This is a genomic window from Streptomyces sp. NPDC051576 (assembly GCF_040681835.1).
In the GTDB taxonomy this organism is placed as follows: domain Bacteria; phylum Actinomycetota; class Actinomycetes; order Streptomycetales; family Streptomycetaceae; genus Streptomyces.
In genome coordinates, this window is the sequence record NZ_JBFAZO010000014.1 from 277953 (window position 1) to 300558 (window position 22606).

Below are 22606 nucleotides of genomic sequence, written 5' to 3' on the forward strand. Positions count from 1 at the left end.
CCGGGACCTCACCGGGTACTCAGGGCACCGGTCGGCGCGTTCATACTCTGTTCACACTCACGGAGCGTCCGGCAACTGTGGTTTCAGGCCTTCCTTCAGGCTCTCCTCACAGGAATCTCAGGTGGAGCCCCTGGGATTCAAAGATTCAACCCATGGAAGTGACGCAGGATGCAACGGCACTGGTGATCTCGTCGCGTACGACCAGGGGGCGGGCGCGACATGCGGAGGAAGGCCTGCCGTGGGCGTGTCGCACATATCCAACCGGTCCGAGAAGCAGTCGGAGAGGTGGTCCCGGCGTGGGGTCCTCACCGTGCTCGGGGTGGTGCCGGCCGCCGTACTGACAGGGTGCAGCGGTTCGGCGGACGCCACGGAGGGTTCCTCGTCCGGGGGTTCGTCGGCGACCGCGTCCGTGAAGGCCGCGAAGGCACCGACCGTCACGGTCTCGCCCGCCGACGGCACGAAGAAGGCCGATTTCACCGCCCCGGTCACGGTGACGGTGGCCGACGGCACACTCTCCACCGTGAAGGTGACCGGCAACGACGGCTCCACGCTGGCCGGGTCGTTCAACGACGCGAAGACCAAGTGGACGTCCACGAAGAACCCGTACTCGGGTACCAAGTACACGGTCTCGGCGCAGACGCAGGGAGCCGCCGCGCAGACGGCGACCTTCACCACCAAGTCGCCCGGCGAGACCTTCGTCGGCTACTTCACCCCCGAGGCGAACTCCACCTCCGGCGTCGGCATGCCCGTGTCGATCAACTTCACGCACGCGGTCACCGACCGGGCCGCCGTCCAGAAGGCGATCACGGTCACCGCCGAGCCCGCCGTCGAGGTGGTCGGACACTGGTTCAGCGACACCCGCCTCGACTTCCGCCCCGAGACGTACTGGGCGGCCGGCACGAAGATCACGCTCAGTCTGCGGCTGAAGGACGTCGAGGGCCAGGACGGTATCTACGGCGTGCAGTCCAAGGACGTCACCTTCGACATCGGCCGCGAGCAGATCAGCACGGTCGACCTGTCCAGCAAGGAGATGGTCGTCAAGCGGGACGGCAAGACCCTCGCCACCTACCCGGTCAGCGGCGGCAACGCCCAGCACACCACCTGGGCCGGGATCATGGTGATCAGCGAGCGGTTCAAGCAGACCCGCATGGAGTCCTCGACGGTCGGACTCGGCGACGAGTACGACATCTCCGACGTCCCGCACGCCCAGCGCCTGACCACTTCCGGCACCTTCGTGCACGGCAACTACTGGGCGTCCACCTCGGTGTTCGGCAGCGAGAACACCAGCCACGGGTGCGTGGGCCTGCACGACGCCAAGGGCGCGAACGACAGCTCGGTCGCGGGCTACAAATTCTACGACAGCTCGATGCTCGGTGACGTCGTCATCGTCAAGAACTCCGGCGACAAGACGGTGGCGGCGGACAACGGCCTCAACGGCTGGAACCTGTCGTGGACGGACTGGAAGGCGGGCAGCGCGGTCTGACCCCGGCCGGGGGGCGACATCTCGGAAACCTCCCTCTTCATCGCCTGAACTCCCGCACACCGAAAGGACTTTCACGGCTTCACCTCTTGACGGCCGGAGTTGCGACGAGCACATTGACCGCGCACCCACTGCGTGAGAGCGCTCTCAAGCAGGCACCCGCACCCCACTCCGTACCCGAGAGGCACCCATGAGTGAAACCTCCGGCACGCAGCGCAGACCCCGTCCCCTCCGGCGTGTCCTGATCGCCGTCCTCAGCACGCTCGGCCTGGCGGCCGCCACCGCCACGGCCTTCACCCTCCCCGCGAACGCCTCCGCGCCCACTCCCCCGTCGGGCTGGACCCAGGTCTTCCTGGACGACTTCAACGGCACCGCGGGCTCCGGCGTCTCCACCACCAACTGGCAGTACGACACCGGGACTTCGTACCCCGGTGGCGCCGCCAACTGGGGCACAGGCGAGGTCGAGACGATGACCTCCTCCACCAACAACGTGGCGCTGGACGGCAACGGCAACCTGCTGATCACCCCGCGCCGGGACGCCTCCGGCAACTGGACCTCGGGCCGTATCGAGACCAACCGCACCGACTTCCAGCCCCCGGCCGGCGGGAAGCTCCGCGTCGAGGCGCGGATCCAACTGCCCAACGTCACCGGCTCGTCGGCGCTCGGCTACTGGCCCGCGTTCTGGATGCTGGGCGCGCCGTTCCGGGGCAACTACCAGAACTGGCCCGGCGTCGGCGAGTTGGACGTCATGGAGAACGTCCAGGGCCTGAACACCGACTGGTCGACCATGCACTGCGGCACCAACCCGGGCGGCCCCTGCAACGAGACGAGCGGCATCGGCGGCAACACCGCCTGCACCGGGACGACTTGTCAGGCGGGCTTCCACACGTACGCCATGGAGTGGGACCGGTCGACGAGCCCGGAGCAGATCCGCTTCTACCTCGACGGCGTCAACTTCCATACGGTGAACGCCAGTCAGGTCGACGCCACCACCTGGGCCAACGCCACCAACCACGGCTTCTTCATCATCCTGAACGTGGCGATGGGCGGCGGCTTCCCGGACGCGTTCGGCGGCGGCCCCACCAGCGCCACCGACCCGAACCACCCGATGACCGTGGACTACGTCCAGGTGCTCCAGTCCACGGGCAGTGGGAGCGGTACCACGACCCCGCCGACCGGAAACCGGGACGCCTACGGCGCCATCCAGGCCGAGTCGTACGACAGCCAGTCCGGCACGGTCGCCGAGACCACCACGGACACCGGTGGCGGCCAGGACCTCGGCTCGATAGCCAACGGCGACTGGGCGCTCTACAAGGGCGTCAACTTCGGCTCCACGGCGGCCACCCAGTTCTACGGCCGGGTCGCGAGCGGTGCGGCGAGCGGGGTCAGCGGGCTGGTGCAGGTACGCCTCGACAGTCCGACCGCGACTCCGGTCGGCAGCTTCGCGCTGGCGAGCACCGGGGGCTGGCAGTCGTGGAAGACGGTGCCCGCGAACATCAGCTCGGTCACCGGGACCCATGACGTCTATCTCACGTTCAGCAGCGGCCAGCCGGCGGACTTCGTGAACGTCAACTGGTTCGACTTCGGCCACTGATCCCGACCGCCTGCGGGCGAAGGGGGGTTCACGCGTTTCGCGTGGGCCCCCCTTCCGCATGTCCGGGCCGTCAGCGCAGCTCGGCCCGGAACCCCGCCGGCGTCACATCCGTGTGCTGCTGGAAGAACTTGGAGAAGTTCGCGGCGTCGGGGAAGCCGACCGCCGCGCCGACGCGGCCGATCGGCAGGTCCGTGTGGGCCAGGAGACGCTTCGCCTCCAGGACGACGCGTTTGTCGATGAAGCCCTTGGGGGTCTCGCCGGTGGCGGCGCGGACCGCGCGGACCAGGGTGCGGCGGGAGTAGCCGAGGGCGTCCGCGTAGGCGCTGACGCTGTGGTTGGTGGCGAAGCCCTGCTCGACGGCGTCGCGGAACAGGGTGAACGTGGTGTCGGACTGCTGCCGGGCCGCCTCCGCCGAGCTGGCGGCGAGATGCGCGAGCCGGAGCAGGAACGCGGTCAGGGAGTGCCGCAGGACCGAGGTGTGCAGGCTCAGCGGGAGGGTCGTCGAGTCCTCGTACTCGCGCTGGAGCTGGCCCAGCGATGAGCGGAGGGCCGCGAGGCGGGGCTCGTCGGGGCGCAGGAGGGGCGGCAGGTCGTAGCGGTAGAGGCCGGTCGCCTCGACCGTGGCGCGGGGCAGGAAACCGGGCTGCATGGTCAGGACGGTGCCGTGGTAGGCGTCCATGCGGGAGAAGCGGTGGACCTGGCCGGGGCGGATCCACAGGACGTCGCCGGCGTTCGCCTCGTACTCGGCGAAGTCGATCATGTGGCGGACCGGGCCCTCGTCGAAGAGCATCACCACATGGAAGTCGATGCGGTGGACGCGGTGCAGGGGCGCGTCCGCGTGCCAGGGGCGCCCGGTGCTCATCGGGCCGACCTGCATGCCGACCCCGCAGACGCTCAGATCGACAGGGAAGGGAAACGTTCTGATCACGTCGCCGTCACCGCCGACGCCTTGGATGGTTCTGTCCGCCATGTCCTTCTCGTGCCGCCTCAGTGCGGGTCCCGGTGTCCCACTTTCACCACAGGCTGGCACACGGGCACCTTCCCTCCTAAAAGTCAGACTTTTAAGTTTGAACACGTCCGAGCAGTTCTTCCGCTCTACCGAGGACTTCTTGAAGATGAGCGCGCACACACCTGACAGCTTCGAGTGGACCGATCTCGACCGTCGAGCCGTCGACACCGCACGTGTTCTGGCAGCCGACGCGGTGCAGAAGGTCGGCAACGGCCACCCGGGCACGGCGATGAGCCTGGCCCCCGCCGCGTACACGATCTTCCAGAAGGTGATGCGTCACGACCCCGCGGATCCCGAGTGGACCGGCCGTGACCGCTTCGTCCTCTCCCCCGGCCACACCTCGCTGACGCTCTACACCCAGCTCTACCTCGCCGGGTACGAGCTGGAACTGGACGACCTCAAGGCGTTCAGGACGCACGGCTCGAAGACGCCTGGCCACCCCGAGTACGGGCATACGGCCGGAGTGGAGACCACGACCGGCCCGCTCGGACAGGGTGTCGCCAACGCCGTCGGCATGGCGATGGCCGCCCGCTACGAGCGCGGCCTGTTCGACCCCGAGGCCCCCGAGGGCGAGTCGCCCTTCGACCACACCGTCTGGGCGATCGTCTCCGACGGCGACCTGGAGGAGGGCATCTCCGCCGAGGCCTCCTCGCTGGCCGGCCACCAGAAGCTCGGCAACCTCGTCTTCGTCTACGACGACAACCACATCTCCATCGAGGGCGACACCGCGACCGCCTTCTCCGAGGACGTTCTCAAGCGGTACGAGGCCTACGGCTGGCACACCCAGCGCATCGAGCCCGGCGCCGACGGCGACATCGACGTCCACGCGCTGTACACGGCGCTGAAGGCGGCGCAGGCCGAGACCGGGCGCCCCTCGATCATCGCGATGCGCACGGTCATCGCCTGGCCCGCCCCGACGGCCCAGAACACCGAGGCCGCCCACGGCTCCGCGCTCGGCGCCGACGAGGTCGCCGCCACCAAGCGCGTCCTCGGCTTCGCCCCGGAGAAGTCCTTCGAGGTCGCCGACGAGGTCATCGCCCACAGCCGCCGGGCCCTGGACCGGGGCGCCGAGGCGCACTCCGCGTGGGACAAGCGGCTCGGCGAGTGGCGGGGTGCCCAGCCCGAGCGCGCGCGGCTCTTCGACCGGATCGTCGCCGGTCAGCTCCCCGAAGGCTGGGAGGACTCCCTGCCGGTCTTCGAGCCCGGCTCCTCCGTCGCCACCCGCGCCGCCTCCGGCAAGGTGCTCCAGGCGCTCGGCGCGGTCCTGCCCGAGCTGTGGGGCGGCTCCGCCGACCTGGCCGGCTCGAACAACACCACCATCGACAAGACCTCGTCCTTCCTCCCGGAGGGCAACCCGCTCCCGGAGGCCGACCCGTACGGCCGTACGATCCACTTCGGCATCCGCGAGCACTCCATGGCGGCCGAGATGAACGGCATCGCCCTCCACGGCAACACCCGCGTCTACGGCGGCACCTTCCTGGTGTTCTCCGACTACATGCGCAACGCCGTGCGCCTGTCCGCGCTGATGCAGCTCCCGGTGACGTACGTCTGGACGCACGATTCCATCGGTCTCGGCGAGGACGGCCCCACCCACCAGCCGGTCGAACACCTCGCCTCGCTGCGCGCCATCCCGGGTCTGAACATCGTCCGCCCCGCCGACGCCAACGAGACGGCGATCGCCTGGGCCGAGATCCTCAAGCGGCACGCCACCAAGCCCGCCCCGCACGGCCTCGCGCTCACCCGCCAGGGTGTCCCCGTCTACGAGCCCAACTCCGATGCGGCGCGCGGCGGTTACGTCCTCAAGGACTCCTCCACCGAGACCCCGGACGTCGTGCTCATCGCGACCGGTTCCGAGGTCCACCTCGCCGTCGAGGCGCGCGAGCGGTTGGAGGCGGAGGGTGTGGGCGCCCGGGTGGTGTCGATGCCGTCCGTGGAGTGGTTCCAGGAGCAGTCGCGCGAGTACCGCGACAGCGTCCTTCCGCCGTCCGTGAAGGCCCGCGTTGCGGTCGAGGCCGGGATCGGTCTCACGTGGTACCGGTTCGTGGGTGACGCAGGACGCATCGTCTCCCTCGAACACTTCGGCGCCTCCGCCGACGCCAAGACCCTGTTCGCCGAGTTCGGCTTCACCGCCGAGAACGTCGCCGCAGCAGCGAAGGAATCCCTCGCTGCCGCGCGCGGTTGATCCGATCGCCAGAAAGAAGATGATCACAGTGACCGAAGTGACCGCCACAGCGGGAACACTCAAGCGCCTCTCCGACGAGGGCGTCTCCATCTGGCTGGACGACCTGTCGCGCAAGCGGATCGAGTCCGGCAACCTCGCCGAACTCGTCGACACGAAGAACGTCGTCGGCGTCACCACCAACCCGTCCATCTTCCAGGCCGCGATCGGCTCCGGCGAGGGCTACGAGGAGCAGCTCGCCGACCTGGCCGTGCGCAAGGTGACGGTCGAAGAGGCCGTACGGATGATGACCACCGCCGACGTCCGCGCCGCCGCCGACATCCTGCGCCCGGTGTACGAGGCGACCGGTGGCCGGGACGGCCGGGTCTCCATCGAGGTCGACCCGCGGCTCGCCCACAACACGGCGGCGACGATCGCCGAGGCCAGGCAGCTCTCCTGGCTGGTGGACCGCCCCAACGTGATGATCAAGATCCCGGCGACGAAGGCCGGACTCCCCGCCATCACCGAGGTCATCGGCCAGGGCATCAGCGTCAACGTCACGCTGATCTTCTCCCTGGAGCGCTACCGCGAGGTCATGGACGCCTACCTGGCCGGCCTGGAGAAGGCGCGTGCCGCGGGCATCGACCTGGCGACCATCCACTCGGTGGCGTCCTTCTTCGTCTCCCGCGTCGACTCCGAGATCGACAAGCGCCTCACCGCGCTCGCCACGGACGAGGCCCTCGCTCTCAAGGGCAAGGCGGCGCTCGCCAACGCGCGGCTCGCCTACCAGGCCTACGAAGAGGTCTTCAGCGGCGACCGCTGGACCGCCCTCGCCGGCGCCAAGGCCAACAAGCAGCGCCCCCTGTGGGCCTCCACCGGCGTCAAGGACCCGTCCTACAAGGACACCCTCTACGTCGACGAACTGGTCGCGCCCGGCACCGTCAACACCATGCCCGAGGCCACCCTGAACGCCACCGCCGACCACGGCGACATCCACGGCGACACGGTGACCGGCGGCTACGCACAGGCGCGCGCCGACCTGGACGCCGTAGAGCGTCTGGGGATTTCCTACGACACCGTCGTCAAGCAGCTGGAGGACGAGGGCGTCGCCAAGTTCGAGGTGGCCTGGCAGGACCTGCTGGGCGCCGTCGCGAAGTCGCTGAGCGGCAAGGGGGTCGACGGGGAATGAGTGAACAGGCGCTGACCGTCGAGGAGTTGACGGACACCCTCGCGGCCGACTGGGACAACCCGCTGCGGGACCCCCGCGACCGCCGGCTCCCCCGTATCGCGGGCCCGTCCGGACTGGTCATCTTCGGGGTCACCGGTGACCTCTCCCGCAAGAAGCTGATGCCGGCCGTCTACGACCTGGCCAACCGGGGCATGCTGCCGCCGGGGTTCTCCCTCGTCGGGTTCGCCCGGCGGGACTGGGAGGACCAGGACTTCGCGCAGGTGGTGCACGACTCGGTGCGCGAGCACTCCCGCACCGAGTTCCGCGAGGAGGTCTGGCAGCAGCTCGCCGAGGGCATGCGGTTCATCCCGGGCGACTTCGACGACGACACCGCGTTCAAGCAACTGCGCGCCGCCGTCGACGAGTTGGACACCTCGCGCGGCACCAGTGGCAACTACGCGTTCTATCTCTCCGTACCGCCGAAGTTCTTCCCGAAGGTCGTCAAGCAGCTCAAGAAGCACGGCCTGGCGGACGCGCGGGAAGGGGCCTGGCGGCGCGCGGTCATCGAGAAGCCGTTCGGCCGCGACCTGAAGAGCGCGCGCGAGCTGAACAAGATCGTGCACGAGGTGTTCGACCCGGACCAGGTGTTCCGCATCGACCACTACCTCGGCAAGGAGACCGTCCAGAACATCCTGGCGCTGCGCTTCGCCAACCAGATGTACGAGCCGATCTGGAACCGGTCCTACGTAGACCACATCCAGATCACGATGGCCGAGGACATCGGCATCGGCGGCCGGGCCGGCTACTACGACGGCATCGGTTCGGCGCGTGACGTCATCCAGAACCACCTGCTCCAGTTGATGGCGCTGACCGCCATGGAGGAGCCGATCGCCTTCGACGAGGAGGCGCTGCTCACCGAGAAGCTCAAGGTGCTCAAGTCGGTGCGGCTGCCCCAGGAGCTGGGCGAGCACACGGTGTTCGGGCAGTACGCGGAGGGCTGGCAGGGCGGCGAGAAGGTCGTCGGCTACCTCCAGGAGGACGGTATCGACCCGCAGTCGAAGACCGACACCTACGCGGCCGTCAAGCTGGAGGTGGACAACCGCCGCTGGGCGGGCATCCCCTTCTATCTGCGCACCGGCAAGCGCCTCGGACGGCGCGTCACGGAGATCGCGGTCGTCTTCAAGCGGGCCCCGCACTCCCCCTTCGACTCCAACGCCACCGAGGAGCTGGGCCAGAACGCGATCGTCATCCGCGTCCAGCCCGACGAGGGCATGACGGTCCGCTTCGGCTCGAAGGTGCCGGGCACCTCGATGGAGATCCGGGACGTGTCCATGGACTTCGCCTACGGCGAGTCGTTCACGGAGTCGAGCCCGGAGGCGTACGAGCGGCTCATCCTGGATGTGCTGCTCGGCGACGCCAACCTGTTCCCCCGCCACCAGGAAGTGGAAGAGTCCTGGAAGATCCTCGACCCGATCGAGGAGTACTGGGCACGGCACGGCAGGCCCGCGCAGTACTCCTCGGGCAGTTGGGGTCCCGAGGAGGCGGACGAGATGCTCGCACGAGACGGACGGAGCTGGCGCAGGCCATGAAGATCGACCTGAGCGACACCACGGCAAGCAAGATCAACAAGGCGCTGGTGCAGGGTCGCCGCGACATCGGCACCCCTGCCGTGGGCATGGTCCTGACGATGGTCATCGTCACGGACGAGGAGAACGCCTACGACTCGATCAAGGCGGCCGAGGAGGCCTCGCACGAGCATCCCTCGCGCACCCTGGTCGTCATCAAGCGGCAAGCCCGCACCCCGCGCGACCGCACCGACTCCCACCTCGACGCCGAGGTCCGGGTGGGCGCCGACGCCGGCACCGGCGAGACCGTTGTCCTGCGGACCTACGGCGAGGTGTCCGAGCACGCCGACTCCGTGGTGCTGCCGCTGCTGCTGCCGGACGCGCCGGTCGTCGTGTGGTGGCCGTCCGAGGCCCCCGAGGTCCCGGCGAAGGACCCGCTGGGCGCCCTCGCCCAGCGCCGGATCACCGACCTGTACGCGGCGGAGAACCCCCTCGAAGCCCTGGACACCCGCGCCCGTTCCTACGCGCCCGGCGACACCGACCTCGCCTGGACCCGGCTGACCCCCTGGCGCTCGATGCTGGCGGCGGCCCTCGACCAGGCCAAGGCGAAGATCACCTCGGGCGCGGTGGAGAGCGAGGCCGACAACCCCGCCGCCGAACTGCTGGCACGCTGGCTGGAGGCCCGGCTCAAGGTGAAGATCGACCGCGTGGTCACCGCGGGCCCGGTCGTCACGGCCGTCCGGCTCGGTACCGCCGCCGGCGAGGTCGTCATCGACCGCCCCGAGGGCCCGCTGGCCACGCTGACCCTGCCCGGGCAGCCCTCCCGCACCCTCGCGCTGAAGGTCCGCACCACCTCCGAACTGATCGCCGAGGAACTCCGGCGCCTGGACGCCGACGAGATGTACGCCATCGCCCTGCGGGCCGAGGGCACCAAGGAGACCCCTGCTCATGTCTGACTCCCCCAAGCTCGTGCGGCGGCCCGAGTGGACCGCGCTCGAGGATCACCGCGCGGGTCAACTGCACCCGCAGTTGCGTGAGTTGTTCGCGGCGGACCCGGGGCGCGCGGAGCGCTACGTCGTAGGCGTCGGCGATCTGCGCATCGACTACTCCAAGCACCTGATCACCGACGAGACCCTCGCCCTGCTCCAGGAACTGGCCACCGCCACCGGCGTGTTCGGGTTGCGGGACGCCATGTTCCGCGGCGAGAAGATCAACGTCACCGAGGACCGCGCGGTCCTGCACACCGCGCTGCGCGCCCCCCGGGATGCGGTGATCGAGGTCGATGGCGAGAACGTCGTGCCGCAGGTGCACGCCGTGCTCGACAAGATGGCCGGCTTCGCGGACCGGGTCCGCTCCGGCGAGTGGACCGGATACACGGGCCGCCGTATCCGCAACGTCGTCAACATCGGCATCGGCGGCTCCGACCTCGGTCCGGCCATGGCCTACGAGGCGCTCCGCGCCTTCACCGACCGCTCGTTGACGGTCCGCTTCGTGTCGAACGTGGACGGCGCCGACCTCCACGAGGCGATCCGCGACCTCGACCCGGCGGAGACGCTGTTCATCGTCGCGTCGAAGACGTTCACCACGATCGAGACGATCACCAACGCGACGTCCGCCCGGAGTTGGCTCCTCGACGGGCTCGGCGGCGACGACAAGGCCGTGGCGAAGCACTTCGTGGCGCTGTCGACCAACGCCGGGAAGGTGTCGGACTTCGGTATCGACACGGACAACATGTTCGAGTTCTGGGACTGGGTCGGCGGCCGTTACTCCTACGACTCGGCGATCGGCCTCTCCCTCATGATCGCCATCGGCCCGGACCGCTTCCGGGAGATGCTCGACGGCTTCCACACCGTCGACGAGCACTTCCGCACCGCGCCCGCCGAGTCCAACGCGCCGTTGCTCCTTGGCCTGTTGGGTGTCTGGTACGGCAACTTCCACGACGCCCAGTCGCACGCCGTGCTGCCCTACAGCCACTATCTGTCCAAGTTCACCGCGTATCTCCAGCAGTTGGACATGGAGTCCAACGGCAAGTCGGTGGACTGGGACGGGAATCCGGTGGAGTGGCAGACCGGCCCGGTGGTGTGGGGCACGCCCGGCACGAACGGGCAGCACGCCTACTACCAACTCATCCACCAGGGCACCAAGTTGATCCCGGCGGACTTCATCGGCTTCGCCAACCCGGTCGGTGAGCTGAGCGAGGGGCTGAAGGCGCAGCACGACCTGCTGATGGCCAACTTCTTCGCGCAGACACAGGCGTTGGCGTTCGGCAAGACGCCCGACGAGGTGCGCGCGGAGGGGGTGGCGGAGGAGCTGGTGCCGCACAAGACGTTCAAGGGCAACCACCCCACCACCACGATCCTGGCCCGCGAGCTGACCCCCTCCGTCCTCGGCCAGCTCATCGCGCTCTACGAACACAAGGTGTTCGTGCAGGGCGCCATCTGGAACATCGACTCCTTCGACCAGTGGGGCGTCGAGCTGGGCAAGGTCCTCGCCAAGCGCGTCGAACCCGCCCTCACCGACGGCGCCGACGTGCCGGGCCTGGACGCGTCGACGACAGCCCTTGTGGCCACTTACCGCACTCTCCGCAATTCCCAGGATTCTCAGGAAGTGAACTGACATGCAGCTCGGACTCATCGGTCTCGGCAAGATGGGCGGCAACATGCGCGAGCGGATCCGCCGCGCCGGCCACACCGTCATCGGCTACGACCGCAACCCCGAGGTCTCCGACGTGAGCGACCTGGCCGAACTGGTCGCGAAGCTCGAAGCCCCGCGCACGGTCTGGGTGATGGTCCCGGCCGGCGCTCCGACCCAGTCGGTCGTCGACGAACTGGGCGAGCTGCTCCAGCCCGGCGACACGGTGGTCGACGGCGGCAACTCCCGCTGGACGGACGACGAGAAGCACGCCGAGGAGCTGGGCGCCAAGGGCATCGGCTTCGTGGACGCGGGTGTCTCCGGCGGTGTGTGGGGTCTCCAGAACGGCTATGCGCTGATGGTCGGCGGCGACGCCGAGCACATCGCCAAGGTGCAGCCGGTCTTCGACGCCCTCAAGCCCGAGGGCGACTTCGGCTTCGTGCACGCGGGCAAGGTCGGCGCCGGGCACTTCTCGAAGATGGTCCACAACGGCATCGAGTACGCCATGATGCAGGCCTACGCCGAGGGCTGGGAGCTGCTGGAGAAGGTCGACTCCGTCACGGACGTACGTGAGGTCTTCCGCTCCTGGCAGGAAGGCACCGTCATCCGCTCCTGGCTGCTCGACCTCGCGGTCAACGCCCTCGACAGCGATGAGCACTTGGACAAGCTCAAGGGCTACGCGGAGGACTCCGGCGAAGGCCGCTGGACCGTCGAGGCCGCCATCGACAACGCCGTGCCGCTGCCCGCGATCACGGCCTCCCTCTTCGCGCGCTTCGCGTCCCGTCAGGACGACTCGCCGCAGATGAAGATGGTTGCGGCGCTGCGCAACCAGTTCGGCGGCCACGCCGTCGAGTCGAAGGAGTAGCGCGCCGTGGGGGATCTTCTGCTGGTCCGCCACGGTGAGACGGAGTGGAGCGTGTCGGGCCGGCACACCGGTTGGACCGACCTGCCCCTGACCCCGCACGGTGAGGAACAGGCCAAGTCCCTCGCTCCGCTCCTCTCCGGCCGGACCTTCGCACTGGCGCTCACCAGCCCGCTCGACCGCGCGATACGCACCGCCGAACTCGCGGGCATCACCGGGGCCGCACCCGACCCCGACCTGCACGAGTGGGACTACGGCGGCTACGAGGGCGTCACCACCGTCGACATCCACCGCACCCGCCCCGACTGGTACCTGTGGACCGACGGCGTGCCGCCGGGACCGGCCGGACACCCCGGCGAGTCCCCGGACGAGATCTCCGAGCGGGCCGACCGGGTGCTGAAGCGGGTGGACGGCGCGCTCGTGGACGGTGACGTGATCCTGGTGGCGCACGGCCACTTCCTGCGCGTCCTCACGGCCCGCCGACTCGGCCTGCCGGCGGCGGACGGCCGGCTGTTCCAACTGGCGACCGGCACCGTCAGCCGCCTCTCCACCGAGCACGACCGTCCCGTGATCGCGGAGTGGAACACCCGCCCGTAACGGCACAACTCCACGGCCCGGACCGCGCGTTGGCGCGCGGTCCGGGCCACCGCCGTCCCTGGGCCCACGGCATCCGCCGGGCTAGAGTCGCCTGTTGATGGAGATCAACGATCTGACACCGGCCGAGGAACAGGTCTGGCGGGCCTTCCCGTTGGGCGAGTCCGTGGACTTCCGTACGGCGGAGGACGAGGACGTGGCGGACGGCCGCGACTGGGGGCCCGAACGGACCGTCCGCGCCGAGGTGTTGCGGGCCCTGCTGCTCAACGGGCCGCAGGAAGCGGGCGAGATAGCCTCCCTGAGTCTCGCGGGCGCCCGGGTCGTCGGCCGGCTCGATCTGCAGTACGCGACGATCGACCACGCGGTCCGGCTGCGGTACTGCTACTTCGACGAGGCACCCCGCTGCTACGCGGCCCGGCTGCGCGAACTCAACCTCGGCGACTCCGTCCTGCCGGGGCTCACCGCACACGCGATGCGGGTGGACGGCGTGCTGCGGCTGACCCGGGCCAGGTTCCACGGACTGGTACGGCTCGCCGGGGCGAAGATCGCCGGGAGCCTGTTCATGGAGAGCGCGCGGATCATCGCTCCGGACGCGGAGGAGCCGGTGCTCCAGCTCAACCAGGCTGCCGTCGGCGACGATCTCCGGGCGGCCGGACTGCGCACGCTGGGTCAGATACGGCTCAGTGGCGCGAGTGTCGCCGGGTCGGTCAACCTCAACACGGCGCACCTCTCCAACCCCGGGGGCTCCGCCATCGACGCCGAAGTACTCGTCGTGGAGGGCAACATCGTGTTCCGGGAGGCCCGGGTGGAGGGCTGGACCGGTCTGCGCGGAGCCCGGATCTCGGGCCGGCTCGACCTGTCGTACACCACCCTGTCGAACCCCGGCGGCCCGGCGCTGCTGGCGAGCAGCATCACGATGGGGGAACTCTGGCTGCGCGAGAGTCCGCCCGTCGAGGGGAGTGTCGTGCTGCGCAACGCCCAGATCGAGGTCCTGCTGCTGGACCCGAAGGTGCTGCCGGACCAGGTCTTCCTCACCAGTCTCGCCTACACCACGCTCATCCCCCACGAGCCCGCCGAACGCCGGCTCACCATGCTGGAACGCGACGGTGACGGCTATGTCCCGCACGCCTACGAGGAGTTGGCCGCCGCCTACCGCCGCGTCGGCGACGACCACGCGGCCCGCTTCGTCCAACTCGCCAAGCAGCGCCGCCTGCGCCGCACCCTCCCGTGGTACGGCCGGCTCTGGGGCTACGTCCAGGACGCCACCGTCGGCTACGGCTTCCGCCCGCTGCGCGCCTGCGCCTGGCTGCTGTCGCTGCTGGCCATCGGCTCCGTCGCCTACGGCCTGCACCACCCCCGCGCCCTCAAGGTGTCCGAGGCCCCGCACTTCAACCCGGTCTTCTACACCCTCGACCTGCTGCTGCCGGTGATCTCCTTCGGCCAGGAGGAAGCGTTCGCACCGGCCGGCTGGTACCAGTACCTCGGCTACGGCCTGATCATCACCGGCTGGATCCTGGCCACGACCGTCGTCACCGGCGTGACCAGGACCGTCAGCCGCCAGTGAGGTGCTTCGCCGCCCGCGTCCCGGTCGTAGAGGATGCCGAGGTCCTGGTACGTGTCCAACTAGTCCTCGGCGACGTTGAATCGGGCCGCGAGGTCGACCCTTCGAGTGTGCAGTCAGTCGACAGCGAGGATATGGGAAAGACTCACGGCGGGGCGGCCAAACATGTCTGTCAGCGTGCGCTGCTGGCGCTCGGTCAAGGAGGCCAAGAAGATCACTGCGTCAGCGTCGGCCCGGTCGCAGGCCTGAGCTACCTCGCGGACTTTTCCGTAACTCAGCAGAGTCCGTGAGGAGTAGGGCAGACCCATCTTCTGGACCCCACCATCCGAAACGCCTCGTCGTTGCGTAATCTGCACGACGACCCGAGCGCCGCGCGCTGCCAGTTCTGTGGCTGCCGCTGCCATGAGTGTTTCGAAGTCCTTCTGCTTCGCAGAGAAGTAGCCGACCAGGACTACATCAGCGCCCGCGGACGTGAGTCGGAACGCTTGGCGCCGGGCCGGCTCCGGCCCACGGCGAGCCAGGCACCGGTCGCGCCTACGGGGCTGATGCATGCGTCATAGGCTAAATGCCTGGCCAACTGCAGCGATACCCCGTTTCTCTCTGGCCGAGCTTGGCGAGCAGGGTCACAGCCACTCGTTGATGACGGCGATGGTGACGGTGGCTTCGTAGCGGACGGCGAGCTTGTCGTATCTCGTGGCCACGGCCATCTGGTCGGACTTCTCCGGGATGGTGCAGCGGATCCCGCGTTTGCGCAGGTAGTCGCGGTTGGCTCGGGATCCGGAGGCCTTGTCCGCCCTCACGGGAACGTCGCGCCAGCGAGCGCCGGTCCGCGTCCGTCAACGTATGCCGTTGGTCAACTGCCGCTTGGCCCACCGCCGACACCGTCCAGACCGTCACCGCCCCGAGCGGCTGAACTCCGCCCCCTACCCCGCGAGTTCGGCTCTCGCCGTGGGATATGGGCATCGACTCGCGCAACTCCTGCGGCCGACCGGACACCCCGCCCCGCGAACACCCCGAGCCGACACCATGCGGATCGCCCCCGCGACTCCCACCCCCCGGCCGGACGACGGGCCCCCGAACACCCCGGGACATCGAACACCTCACGGGCTCCGGCACCCGTGGGTTGCCACGCCTGCCACGCGCTCACCAGCGCCCACCGTCCAGACCGCCACCCCCGCAAGCGGCTGAACTCCACCCCGCCCAAAAAAACCTACGCGTTGGACCACCCCCGCGTACACAGCACCAGCCGGTACCCGTCCGGGTCCTCGATCGTCACGCCCCACTCGTTCCAGTACGGGTTGGGGGACGGCACCCGCTTGCCGCCGTGGTTCTCAAGCCGGGTGATCAGGTCGTCCGGTACCGGGCCGTCGAGGTAGATCACGAGGAGGTCCTCCTCCGTGGGGCGTGGCTCGACCGGGGTGCCGGGTTCGTGGACGAGTTCCAGGTGCCAGTCGGCGTCGGGCCGGCCGAGCATCAGCAGGTCGTGTTCGCCGGGTTCGGTGCCGGCCTCGGCCCGCCACAGGACAGCGAGCCCGAGGCCGTCGGACCAGAAGCGACCGGCCACGGCGAGGTCCCTGGACGGGCGGGCGATCCTGATGTGGCTGCGGCCGTTGACGGGCATCGTGACCTCAACTCCCTTGCTCCCGAACTTCGGTGACAGGCCTCGCAGCCTAGGCGGACCCCGATCGACGGACCATCGGCCATCCGTCCTGCGCCTCATGTCCTAGGACCGCCATCCGGGACTCACCCCCCGTTGACAGTTGACGTTTCGCGCAAGAACATCGGCCGGAACGAGCAGAAAAGAACAGCGCCGCTGCACGGCAACACCCTGGACTCTCCCGTCTCCCGCGGAAGGACACGAGTGGTGCGCATCCTTTCCCGCAAGTTCGGCTGCCTCCTCGCGACCGCGCTGACCGTTGCCTTCCTGCCGTCGACGGCGCACGGCACCCCGGCGAGCGCCCCGGCCGGGCCGACGGTTTCCGCCTCCTCCGCCAAGGTCTCCCTCCACGTCCCGCCCACGCACGGCGCACCCGGCTACTCCGTCACCATCCCGATCACCGGCCAACTCGCCCTGTCCACCAGCAGATCGGGCCACACCGTCCTCGCCACCGCCGCCGACGCCCTGCGCTTCAGATCCGGTTCCGGCTCCGGCGACACCTGGCAGCACGCGACCGCCCTCACCGACTGGCACTGGCGCGACGGAACCCTCACGTTCACGACCGGCACCACACTCCCCGGCACCGAGATCGAGGCACAGCTCACCCCGACCTCCGACCGCTACCAACTCGACTGGGCGGTAAGGGGTGTTGAGGCGACAGAACTCAGCCTCAGCTACGACCTCCCGGCCTCCGGCCACTGGTACGGCCACGGCGAGACCAGCACCCCGTCCGGCGGGCCGTACACCGACCAGCCGTGGCCGCTGGATGCCGGGCAGGTAGAGCAGCCGGACTTCGGCCCGGCCTCGTACCAGATGGTGGATCCCTTCTGGTACACGGAGAGTTCGGCCGGTCTGTACGTGGACACCGGCGACACCATGGATGTCTCCCTCAACGCCGGCCAGGACGGACTGGGCCGCTTCGGCATCGACTCGGGCGGCACCTACAAAGCCACCGTGTTCGTCGAGTCGACCCCTCGCGCGGTCTACGACGACTACATCGGCATCGTCGGCAAGCCGCGCCAAAGTGACGCGACGTACGAGCAGTTCGAGAAGCCGCTGTGGAATTCGTGGGCGCAGTTCTACACCGGCGTCGACCAGGAGAAGCTGCTCGCCTACGCAACCGCCCTGCACAGCAAGGGACTTGGCGGCCACACCGTCCAGCTCGACGACAAGTGGGAGTCGAACTACGGCAACATGACCTTCGACCCGAAGGCCTACCCCGATCCGAAGTCGATGTCGGACCGCATCCACGCCCTGGGCTACGACTTCGGCCTCTGGGTCACGCTCTGGATCAACCTCGACTCCACCAACTACCAGTACGCGGCCGACCACGACTACCTCCTGCACGACGCGGCCGACCCGACGAAACCCTGCACGGTCACCTGGTGGAACGGCACCGCAGGGATCGTCGACCTCGGCAACCCGGCGGCGAAGGCCTGGTACCAGGGCAACCTGAAGACCCTGATGGACAGTTACGGCGTCGACGGTCTCAAGTTCGACACCCGCTTCTTCGACGACCACTGCGCCCCGCGCGCAGGCCACACCCGCACCGACTACCAGCGGCTCGGCTCCGAACTCGCCGACTCCTACGACCTCCAGGGCGCCGGCATCCGCGTCCACTGGGGCAGCGCCGCGCACCAGGCCGGGTTCGTCGTCCGCCAGATAGACAAGGGCACCGGCTGGAACTCCCTCCGGGCGTCCGTCTCCCAGAACCTCGCCCTGTCCACCATCGGCTACCCCTTCGTCGAGACCGACATGATCGGCGGCTCCGACGGCCAACCCCCGCCGACGAAGGACGTCCTGGTCCGGTGGGCGCAGTCGGCCTCGTACATGCCGCTGATGTACGCGTCGACATCCCCCGCCGGCACGACGGATGTGACGACCGGTCAGGAAGTGTCCTACGACGGGCAGACCGTCGCCCTGTACCGCGAGGCGATCGCCCGCCACGAGCGGCTGGCGCCGTACATCTGGGACCAGGTGCGGCGCACACTGCGGACCGGTGACCCGATCGTGCGGCCGCTGTTCTTCGACTTCCCTCAGGACAGGGCGAGTTACACGATCACCGACGAGTGGATGCTCGGCCCGGCGATCCTCGCGGCCCCGAACCTCACGGGGTCGGCCGCGCGCGACATCCACCTCCCGGCGGGTACGTGGTACGACACCGTCCGGGGTACGACAGTACGGGGACCGGTGACACTGAAGTCGTACGCGACTCCGCTGACCGTCACCCCCGCCTTCGTGAACCTGCGCGCGCGGGGCGCCGACAAGGCGCTCGCCGCCCTGCGCCGCCAGTAGGGGCCTCCGCGCGCACCGGCCGATTTCAGGGGCGGCCGGTGCGCGCGGGCCCGGGGCCGACTGTCGTTTCCCCCGACCGGCTCCCAGGCCAACTTGCCGGTCTCGCTCGCCATCCCCGGGCCGACGGCCCCGAACACCGTACCGATAACGCCCACGGACACCAGGTCCATCACCTCGTACACTCCCCCGTCGTCCGCCCACCGCACGACGGATCAACCCTGGCGCCGGTGCGGACAAAGGAAAGTGACGACCGCTCAGCCCCGGTTCTCCCCCGCCGGAATCCCGTAAGCGCGCTCCACCCGCAGCCGCAGCACCAACCGCCGATCCCGCACCATCGCCGCCCGGTACTCGTCCCAGTCCGGATGCTCGCCGCTGATGTCGCGGTAGAGCCGGACGAGCTCCTCCACCGTGTCGTCGTGCGGGTCCGCGGCGACCGGTGTGAGGTCGGCCGTGCCCTCGGCGACCGTGTACGCGCGGAAGTCGGGGCTGGTCACGTGGTACGAGGCGCGGGGGTCGCGGCGGAGGTTGCGGGTCTTGGCGCGGTCGTCGGTGATCGAGACGCGGATGACGCGCTCGTCGGGGTAGTAGACGTGGCCGACGTTCGACAACTGAGGCCGGCCGTCGCTCTTGAGGGTGACCAGCACCCCGCCGTGACCGTCGGACAGCAGCCGGAGGAGTGGTGCGTCGTCCTGTGTCGTGTTCTGGGTCATATCAGCGACAACGGGTGCGGCGCATTCACCATTCCCGGTAGACACTGTCTGCGGCGGCCTGGTAGACAGTGTCTATGAGTGATTCGGAAACAGCGGCCGGACTGCGGGACCGGCTTGTCGACGTCGGTGTGGAGCTGGTGGCGGGGGAAGGGGCGCAGGCCCTCACGCTGCGGGAGATCGCCCGGCGGGCCGGTGTCTCGCACGGGGCGCCGCGCCGCTACTTCCCCACCCACCTGGAGCTGCTGTCCGCCATCGCGCGGCGCGGTTTCGCCGAGCTGGGCGAGCGGGCGGCGGGGGTGGTCGGGGACGGTACGGCGAGCCCTCGGGAGCAGGTCGCGGCGCTGGGGCGGGTCTATCTGGAGTTCGCGCTCGGCAATCCCGGGATGTATGAGCTGATGTTCCGTCATGACCTGCTGGAGAGCGGGCACTTGGGGCTGCGGGACACCAGCCTGCCGTTGTTCGGGGTCCTGGTGGATCTCGTCGGCCGGGTCCGTCCCGGTGCGGACGCCCACCCGGTCGCGGGCGCGCTGTGGGCGAACCTGCACGGCATCGCCCAGCTCTGGAGCTGGGGCAGTCTCCAACTGGCCACCGGCGCCGACGACTTCGTACCCCTGCTGCGGTCCGCTCTCGACGCGCACCTCGGTCCGGAGGCCGCCCTGTGACCGCGCGTCGGCGGCTGATCCTGGCGAGCAGTGCGGCGGGGGCCGCGATCGTCGCGCTGGACGGGACCGTACTCACCGTCGTACAGCCAACGGTGCAGCGGGAGTTGGGGGCCTCGCTCGCCCAGGTCCAGTGGACCGGCACCGCGTATCTGGTCGCCGTGGCGGCCCTGTTGGTGTCGGCGGGGCGGATCGGCGACCGGTACGGACATCAGCGGGTGTTCGGGCTCGGCATGCTCGGCTTCGGGGCCGCCTCGGCCGGGATCGGACTTGCCCCGAACGTCGGGTGGATGATCGGACTCCGGGCCGTACAAGGGGTGTTCGGCGCGCTGCTCCAGCCGGCCACGCTCGGCATGCTGCGTGCCGCGTTCCCGCCGGACCGGCTGGGCATGCCGATCGCCGTACGGACGAGCGTGATCGGTCTCGCGGCGGCCGCCGGGCCGCTGGTGGGCGGGGCGTTGGTGGGTGCGGTGGGCTGGCGGGCCGTGTTCTTCCTCCATGTCGTGCCCTCGCTGGTGTTCGGGGTGCTCGCCCTCACTGTGCGCGGGCCGGAGTCACGGGAGTCGAACGGCGTGCGGCTGGATCTGCCCGGGGCCCTGCTGCTCGCGCTGTCCCTGGCCGCGCTCGTCCAGGCGCTGGTGGATCTGCCCGGCTCGGCCGGCGGACTCGCGGTCTGCGTGCTCGCCGGTGCCGCCTTCGTCCGGCACGAGCGCCGTACCGCGCATCCGCTGCTGCCGCCGGACGTCGTCGGGTCGGCGGCGGTCCGCGGTGCGCTCGGCATGCTCCTCGCGGCCTCGGCCGCGTTCTCCGGGACGCTGTTCGTCGTCACCTACGTCCTCCAAGGGGCGTTGGGGCTCAGCCCCTTCCAAAGCGCCCTGCGGGGACTGCCGTTGGCGGCGGCGATGGTCCTCGCCGCACCCGGCTGCGCGATCCTGCTGCGCAGGGCGGGGGCCCGCCGTACGGCCGTAGCGGCGACGGTGGTCCTGACCGTCGGGGTGCTCGTGCTGGCGCGGGCCTCGGGGACGGTCGCGGTGTGCGCCGGATTCGCCCTGCTGGGGGCCGGGTTCGGGACGGTGATGGTGGCGGCGACCCAGGTGGTGGTGCGGGCGGCCGCCGTGGAGTCGGCCGGGGTGGCGGGCGGGCTCAAGCAGACCGTGGCGAACGTCGGCCCGGCGCTCGGCGTCGCCGCAGGGAGCGCTCTCATGGCCGCGAGCGGCCGGGAGTGGGCGCTCGGTGTGCTCGCCGCGACGGCTCTGACCGGCGCTCTCGCGGGTCGCGCGCTGCCGGGCCGGACAGTCGCGTCGCTCACACATCCCCCCGTTACAGGAGACCGCGCAGGTGTTCCTGAGCGACGATGAGTTCCGAGGTGTCCGGGGCCGGGTATGCGGGACCCCACCTCGTGAACGTACTTCGGAGGAGAGCCATGGCACAGCTGCGACAAGAGGTCGACCCGGACGAGGTCGGACTGGACCACAAGGCGTTGGACCGCCTGGACCAGCACTTCGCCCACTACGTCGACGTGGAGCGCCTGCCGGGCTTCCTGGTGTCCGTGGCCCGCGGCGGCCGTGTCGCCCACCTCACCGCCCACGGGCACCGCGATGTCGCGGCCCAACTGCCCGTCACGCCGGACACGTTGTACCGGATCTACTCCATGACCAAGCCGGTCACCGCGGTCGCCGCGCTGCTCCTGGTCGAGGAGGGCAGGCTCTCCCTGGACGACCCGGTCGGCGACCATCTCCCGGCCTTCGCCGACATGCGGGTCTACGACAGCGGTTCGGGTGCCGACGTGAAGACCCGGCCGGTGGAGCAGCCGATGCTGATCCGGCACCTGATGACCCACACCTCGGGCCTGACCTTCGCCTTCTACCACTCGCACCCGGTCGACGCCCTCTACCGGGAGGCGCACCTGGAGTCCTCCGTGCCGCCCGGCGCGAACCTGGCCGAGACGGTCGACGTGTACGCCTCTCTCCCGCTCCAGTTCGAGCCGGGCACGCAGTGGAACTACTCCGTCGCGTCCAATGTGCTGGGCCGGGTCATCGAGGTGGTGTCCGGGCAGCGGCTCGACGAGTTCTTCGCCGAGCGGATCTTCCGGCCGCTCGGCATGCGCGACGCCGGCTTCCAGGTCCCGGACGAGAAGGCCGACCGGCTCTCCGAGTTGTACGGCGACGCCGACGGCGGCGGGATCGAGCCGATCGCCGGACTGCCGCTGCGGGGCGGCCGGCCGCGGTTCCTGTCGGGCAGCGGCGGGATGGCGGCGAGCCCGTACGACGTGCACCGGTTCGCGGAGTTCCTGCGGCGCCGGGGCGAACTCGACGGCACCCGGCTGCTCGCCCCCGAGACCGTCGACCTGATGACCAGCAACCACCTCCCCGGCGGCGCCGACATGCGCGCCTTCGGCAGCCCCGCGCACCAGGAACCCGGCAACGACGGCATCGGCTTCGGCCTCAGCGTCTCCGTCGTCATCGACCCCGAGCGCACCCAATCCCCCACGGGGCTGGGCGCGTTCGGCTGGAGCGGGGCGGCGACGACCACGTTCTGGGTGGACCCGGGCCGCGATCTCACCGTGCAGTTCATGACCCAGCTACGGCCCAAGTCCTCCCTGAAGATCGTCCCCGAGCTGAAGCAGCTGGTGCACGAGGCGATCGTGGGCTGATCCGCGAAGG

General features: G+C 69.7%; 18 protein-coding genes and 1 pseudogene. 14 read left to right on the forward strand and 5 right to left on the reverse strand.

Annotated elements, in window-relative coordinates; all coding sequences use genetic code 11:
• Window positions 1-238: 238 nt before the first annotated feature.
• Complete coding sequence (locus AB0M63_RS38430) at window positions 239-1483, forward strand: Ig-like domain-containing protein (protein ID WP_366022605.1); 1245 nt, start codon at window positions 239-241, stop codon at window positions 1481-1483.
• 187 nt (window positions 1484-1670) lie between these two features.
• Window positions 1671-3074 (forward strand): glycoside hydrolase family 16 protein, encoded by a 1404-nt coding sequence (locus tag AB0M63_RS38435; RefSeq protein ID WP_355923136.1) that lies wholly within the window; start codon window positions 1671-1673, stop codon window positions 3072-3074.
• 70 nt (window positions 3075-3144) lie between these two features.
• Here the strand turns inward: AB0M63_RS38435 and AB0M63_RS38440 are convergent, their stop codons facing one another.
• Entirely contained in the window at window positions 3145-4044 is a 900-nt protein-coding gene (locus tag AB0M63_RS38440; RefSeq protein ID WP_355923134.1) for an AraC family transcriptional regulator, read from the reverse strand.
• Between the two features lie 145 nt (window positions 4045-4189).
• On the opposite strand from AB0M63_RS38440, the gene tkt reads away from it, so the two are divergent.
• The 8 genes from tkt (at window position 4190) to AB0M63_RS38480 (ending at window position 14625) form a co-directional block, all read left to right on the forward strand.
• Window positions 4190-6265: a transketolase gene (tkt, locus tag AB0M63_RS38445; protein ID WP_366022606.1), complete on the forward strand. Its 2076-nt coding sequence runs from the start codon at window positions 4190-4192 to the stop codon at window positions 6263-6265.
• Between the two features lie 19 nt (window positions 6266-6284).
• Complete coding sequence (tal, locus tag AB0M63_RS38450) at window positions 6285-7430, forward strand: transaldolase (RefSeq protein WP_366022607.1); 1146 nt, start codon at window positions 6285-6287, stop codon at window positions 7428-7430.
• Window positions 7427-8998: a glucose-6-phosphate dehydrogenase gene (zwf, locus tag AB0M63_RS38455; RefSeq protein ID WP_355923128.1), complete on the forward strand. Its 1572-nt coding sequence runs from the start codon at window positions 7427-7429 to the stop codon at window positions 8996-8998. Before tal ends, zwf begins: the two co-directional genes overlap by 4 nt.
• On the forward strand, window positions 8995-9930 hold the full coding sequence (gene opcA / locus AB0M63_RS38460) for a glucose-6-phosphate dehydrogenase assembly protein OpcA (RefSeq protein ID WP_355923126.1): 936 nt from the start codon (window positions 8995-8997) through the stop codon (window positions 9928-9930). Before zwf ends, opcA begins: the two co-directional genes overlap by 4 nt.
• Window positions 9923-11590 (forward strand): glucose-6-phosphate isomerase, encoded by a 1668-nt coding sequence (pgi, locus tag AB0M63_RS38465; RefSeq protein WP_366022608.1) that lies wholly within the window; start codon window positions 9923-9925, stop codon window positions 11588-11590. Before opcA ends, pgi begins: the two co-directional genes overlap by 8 nt.
• Window position 11591: 1 nt before the next feature.
• Window positions 11592-12470 carry a phosphogluconate dehydrogenase (NAD(+)-dependent, decarboxylating) gene (gene gnd / locus AB0M63_RS38470; RefSeq protein WP_355921903.1) on the forward strand — a complete coding sequence of 293 codons (879 nt, stop codon included), beginning with the start codon at window positions 11592-11594 and terminating at the stop codon, window positions 12468-12470.
• Window positions 12471-12476: 6 nt separating this feature from the next.
• Window positions 12477-13064 (forward strand): histidine phosphatase family protein, encoded by a 588-nt coding sequence (locus AB0M63_RS38475; protein WP_355921900.1) that lies wholly within the window; start codon window positions 12477-12479, stop codon window positions 13062-13064.
• 97 nt (window positions 13065-13161) lie between these two features.
• Window positions 13162-14625 carry a membrane-associated oxidoreductase gene (locus AB0M63_RS38480; RefSeq protein WP_355921898.1) on the forward strand — a complete coding sequence of 488 codons (1464 nt, stop codon included), beginning with the start codon at window positions 13162-13164 and terminating at the stop codon, window positions 14623-14625.
• 113 nt (window positions 14626-14738) lie between these two features.
• On the opposite strand, the gene AB0M63_RS38485 is transcribed toward AB0M63_RS38480, so the two are convergent.
• The 3 genes and pseudogenes from AB0M63_RS38485 to AB0M63_RS38495 all read right to left on the reverse strand — a co-directional run bounded on the left by AB0M63_RS38485 (window position 14739) and on the right by AB0M63_RS38495 (window position 16243).
• The gene (locus tag AB0M63_RS38485) at window positions 14739-15026 is read right to left on the reverse strand and encodes a hypothetical protein (protein WP_366022609.1); all 288 of its coding nucleotides are present in this window, start codon (window positions 15024-15026) and stop codon (window positions 14739-14741) included.
• 219 nt (window positions 15027-15245) lie between these two features.
• A pseudogene (locus AB0M63_RS38490) lies at window positions 15246-15488 on the reverse strand (IS5/IS1182 family transposase); the annotation flags it as partial.
• 344 nt (window positions 15489-15832) lie between these two features.
• Complete coding sequence (locus tag AB0M63_RS38495) at window positions 15833-16243, reverse strand: VOC family protein (RefSeq protein ID WP_366022610.1); 411 nt, start codon at window positions 16241-16243, stop codon at window positions 15833-15835.
• A 243-nt stretch (window positions 16244-16486) separates the two neighbouring features.
• Here AB0M63_RS38495 and AB0M63_RS38500 point away from each other — a divergent pair, with 243 nt between their 5' ends.
• Window positions 16487-18574 (forward strand): glycoside hydrolase family 31 protein, encoded by a 2088-nt coding sequence (locus AB0M63_RS38500; RefSeq protein ID WP_366022611.1) that lies wholly within the window; start codon window positions 16487-16489, stop codon window positions 18572-18574.
• 254 nt (window positions 18575-18828) lie between these two features.
• On the opposite strand, the gene AB0M63_RS38505 is transcribed toward AB0M63_RS38500, so the two are convergent.
• The gene (locus AB0M63_RS38505) at window positions 18829-19284 is read right to left on the reverse strand and encodes a PPOX class F420-dependent oxidoreductase (RefSeq protein ID WP_355921887.1); all 456 of its coding nucleotides are present in this window, start codon (window positions 19282-19284) and stop codon (window positions 18829-18831) included.
• Window positions 19285-19358: 74 nt separating this feature from the next.
• Here AB0M63_RS38505 and AB0M63_RS38510 point away from each other — a divergent pair, with 74 nt between their 5' ends.
• From AB0M63_RS38510 to AB0M63_RS38520, 3 genes are all read left to right on the forward strand, one after another.
• The gene (locus AB0M63_RS38510; protein WP_366022612.1) at window positions 19359-19946 is read left to right on the forward strand and encodes a TetR/AcrR family transcriptional regulator; all 588 of its coding nucleotides are present in this window, start codon (window positions 19359-19361) and stop codon (window positions 19944-19946) included.
• Window positions 19943-21301, forward strand: a complete 1359-nt coding sequence (locus AB0M63_RS38515) for an MFS transporter (protein ID WP_366022613.1) — start codon at window positions 19943-19945, stop codon at window positions 21299-21301. The genes AB0M63_RS38510 and AB0M63_RS38515 overlap by 4 nt, the downstream gene beginning before the upstream one ends.
• Before the next feature lie 65 nt (window positions 21302-21366).
• A complete protein-coding gene (locus AB0M63_RS38520; RefSeq protein ID WP_366022614.1) occupies window positions 21367-22596 on the forward strand; it encodes a serine hydrolase domain-containing protein in 1230 nt (409 codons plus the stop codon).
• The last annotated feature ends 10 nt before the right edge of the window (window positions 22597-22606 follow it).

Excerpts from the sequence above, each read along its gene's own strand:
- AB0M63_RS38520 (WP_366022614.1), top strand. The coding sequence starts at position 21,367 with ATGGCACAGCTGCGACAAGAGGTCGACCCGGACGAGGTCGGACTGGAC.
- AB0M63_RS38480 (WP_355921898.1), top strand. The coding sequence starts at position 13,162 with ATGGAGATCAACGATCTGACACCGGCCGAGGAACAGGTCTGGCGGGCC.
- zwf (WP_355923128.1), top strand. The coding sequence starts at position 7,427 with ATGAGTGAACAGGCGCTGACCGTCGAGGAGTTGACGGACACCCTCGCG.
- pgi (WP_366022608.1), top strand. The coding sequence starts at position 9,923 with ATGTCTGACTCCCCCAAGCTCGTGCGGCGGCCCGAGTGGACCGCGCTC.
- AB0M63_RS38505 (WP_355921887.1), bottom strand. The coding sequence starts at position 19,284 with ATGACCCAGAACACGACACAGGACGACGCACCACTCCTCCGGCTGCTG.
- AB0M63_RS38495 (WP_366022610.1), bottom strand. The coding sequence starts at position 16,243 with ATGCCCGTCAACGGCCGCAGCCACATCAGGATCGCCCGCCCGTCCAGG.
- gnd (WP_355921903.1), top strand. The coding sequence starts at position 11,592 with ATGCAGCTCGGACTCATCGGTCTCGGCAAGATGGGCGGCAACATGCGC.
- AB0M63_RS38440 (WP_355923134.1), bottom strand. The coding sequence starts at position 4,044 with ATGGCGGACAGAACCATCCAAGGCGTCGGCGGTGACGGCGACGTGATC.
- AB0M63_RS38510 (WP_366022612.1), top strand. The coding sequence starts at position 19,359 with ATGAGTGATTCGGAAACAGCGGCCGGACTGCGGGACCGGCTTGTCGAC.
- tkt (WP_366022606.1), top strand. The coding sequence starts at position 4,190 with ATGAGCGCGCACACACCTGACAGCTTCGAGTGGACCGATCTCGACCGT.
- opcA (WP_355923126.1), top strand. The coding sequence starts at position 8,995 with ATGAAGATCGACCTGAGCGACACCACGGCAAGCAAGATCAACAAGGCG.
- AB0M63_RS38485 (WP_366022609.1), bottom strand. The coding sequence starts at position 15,026 with ATGGCAGCGGCAGCCACAGAACTGGCAGCGCGCGGCGCTCGGGTCGTC.
- AB0M63_RS38435 (WP_355923136.1), top strand. The coding sequence starts at position 1,671 with ATGAGTGAAACCTCCGGCACGCAGCGCAGACCCCGTCCCCTCCGGCGT.
- tal (WP_366022607.1), top strand. The coding sequence starts at position 6,285 with ATGATCACAGTGACCGAAGTGACCGCCACAGCGGGAACACTCAAGCGC.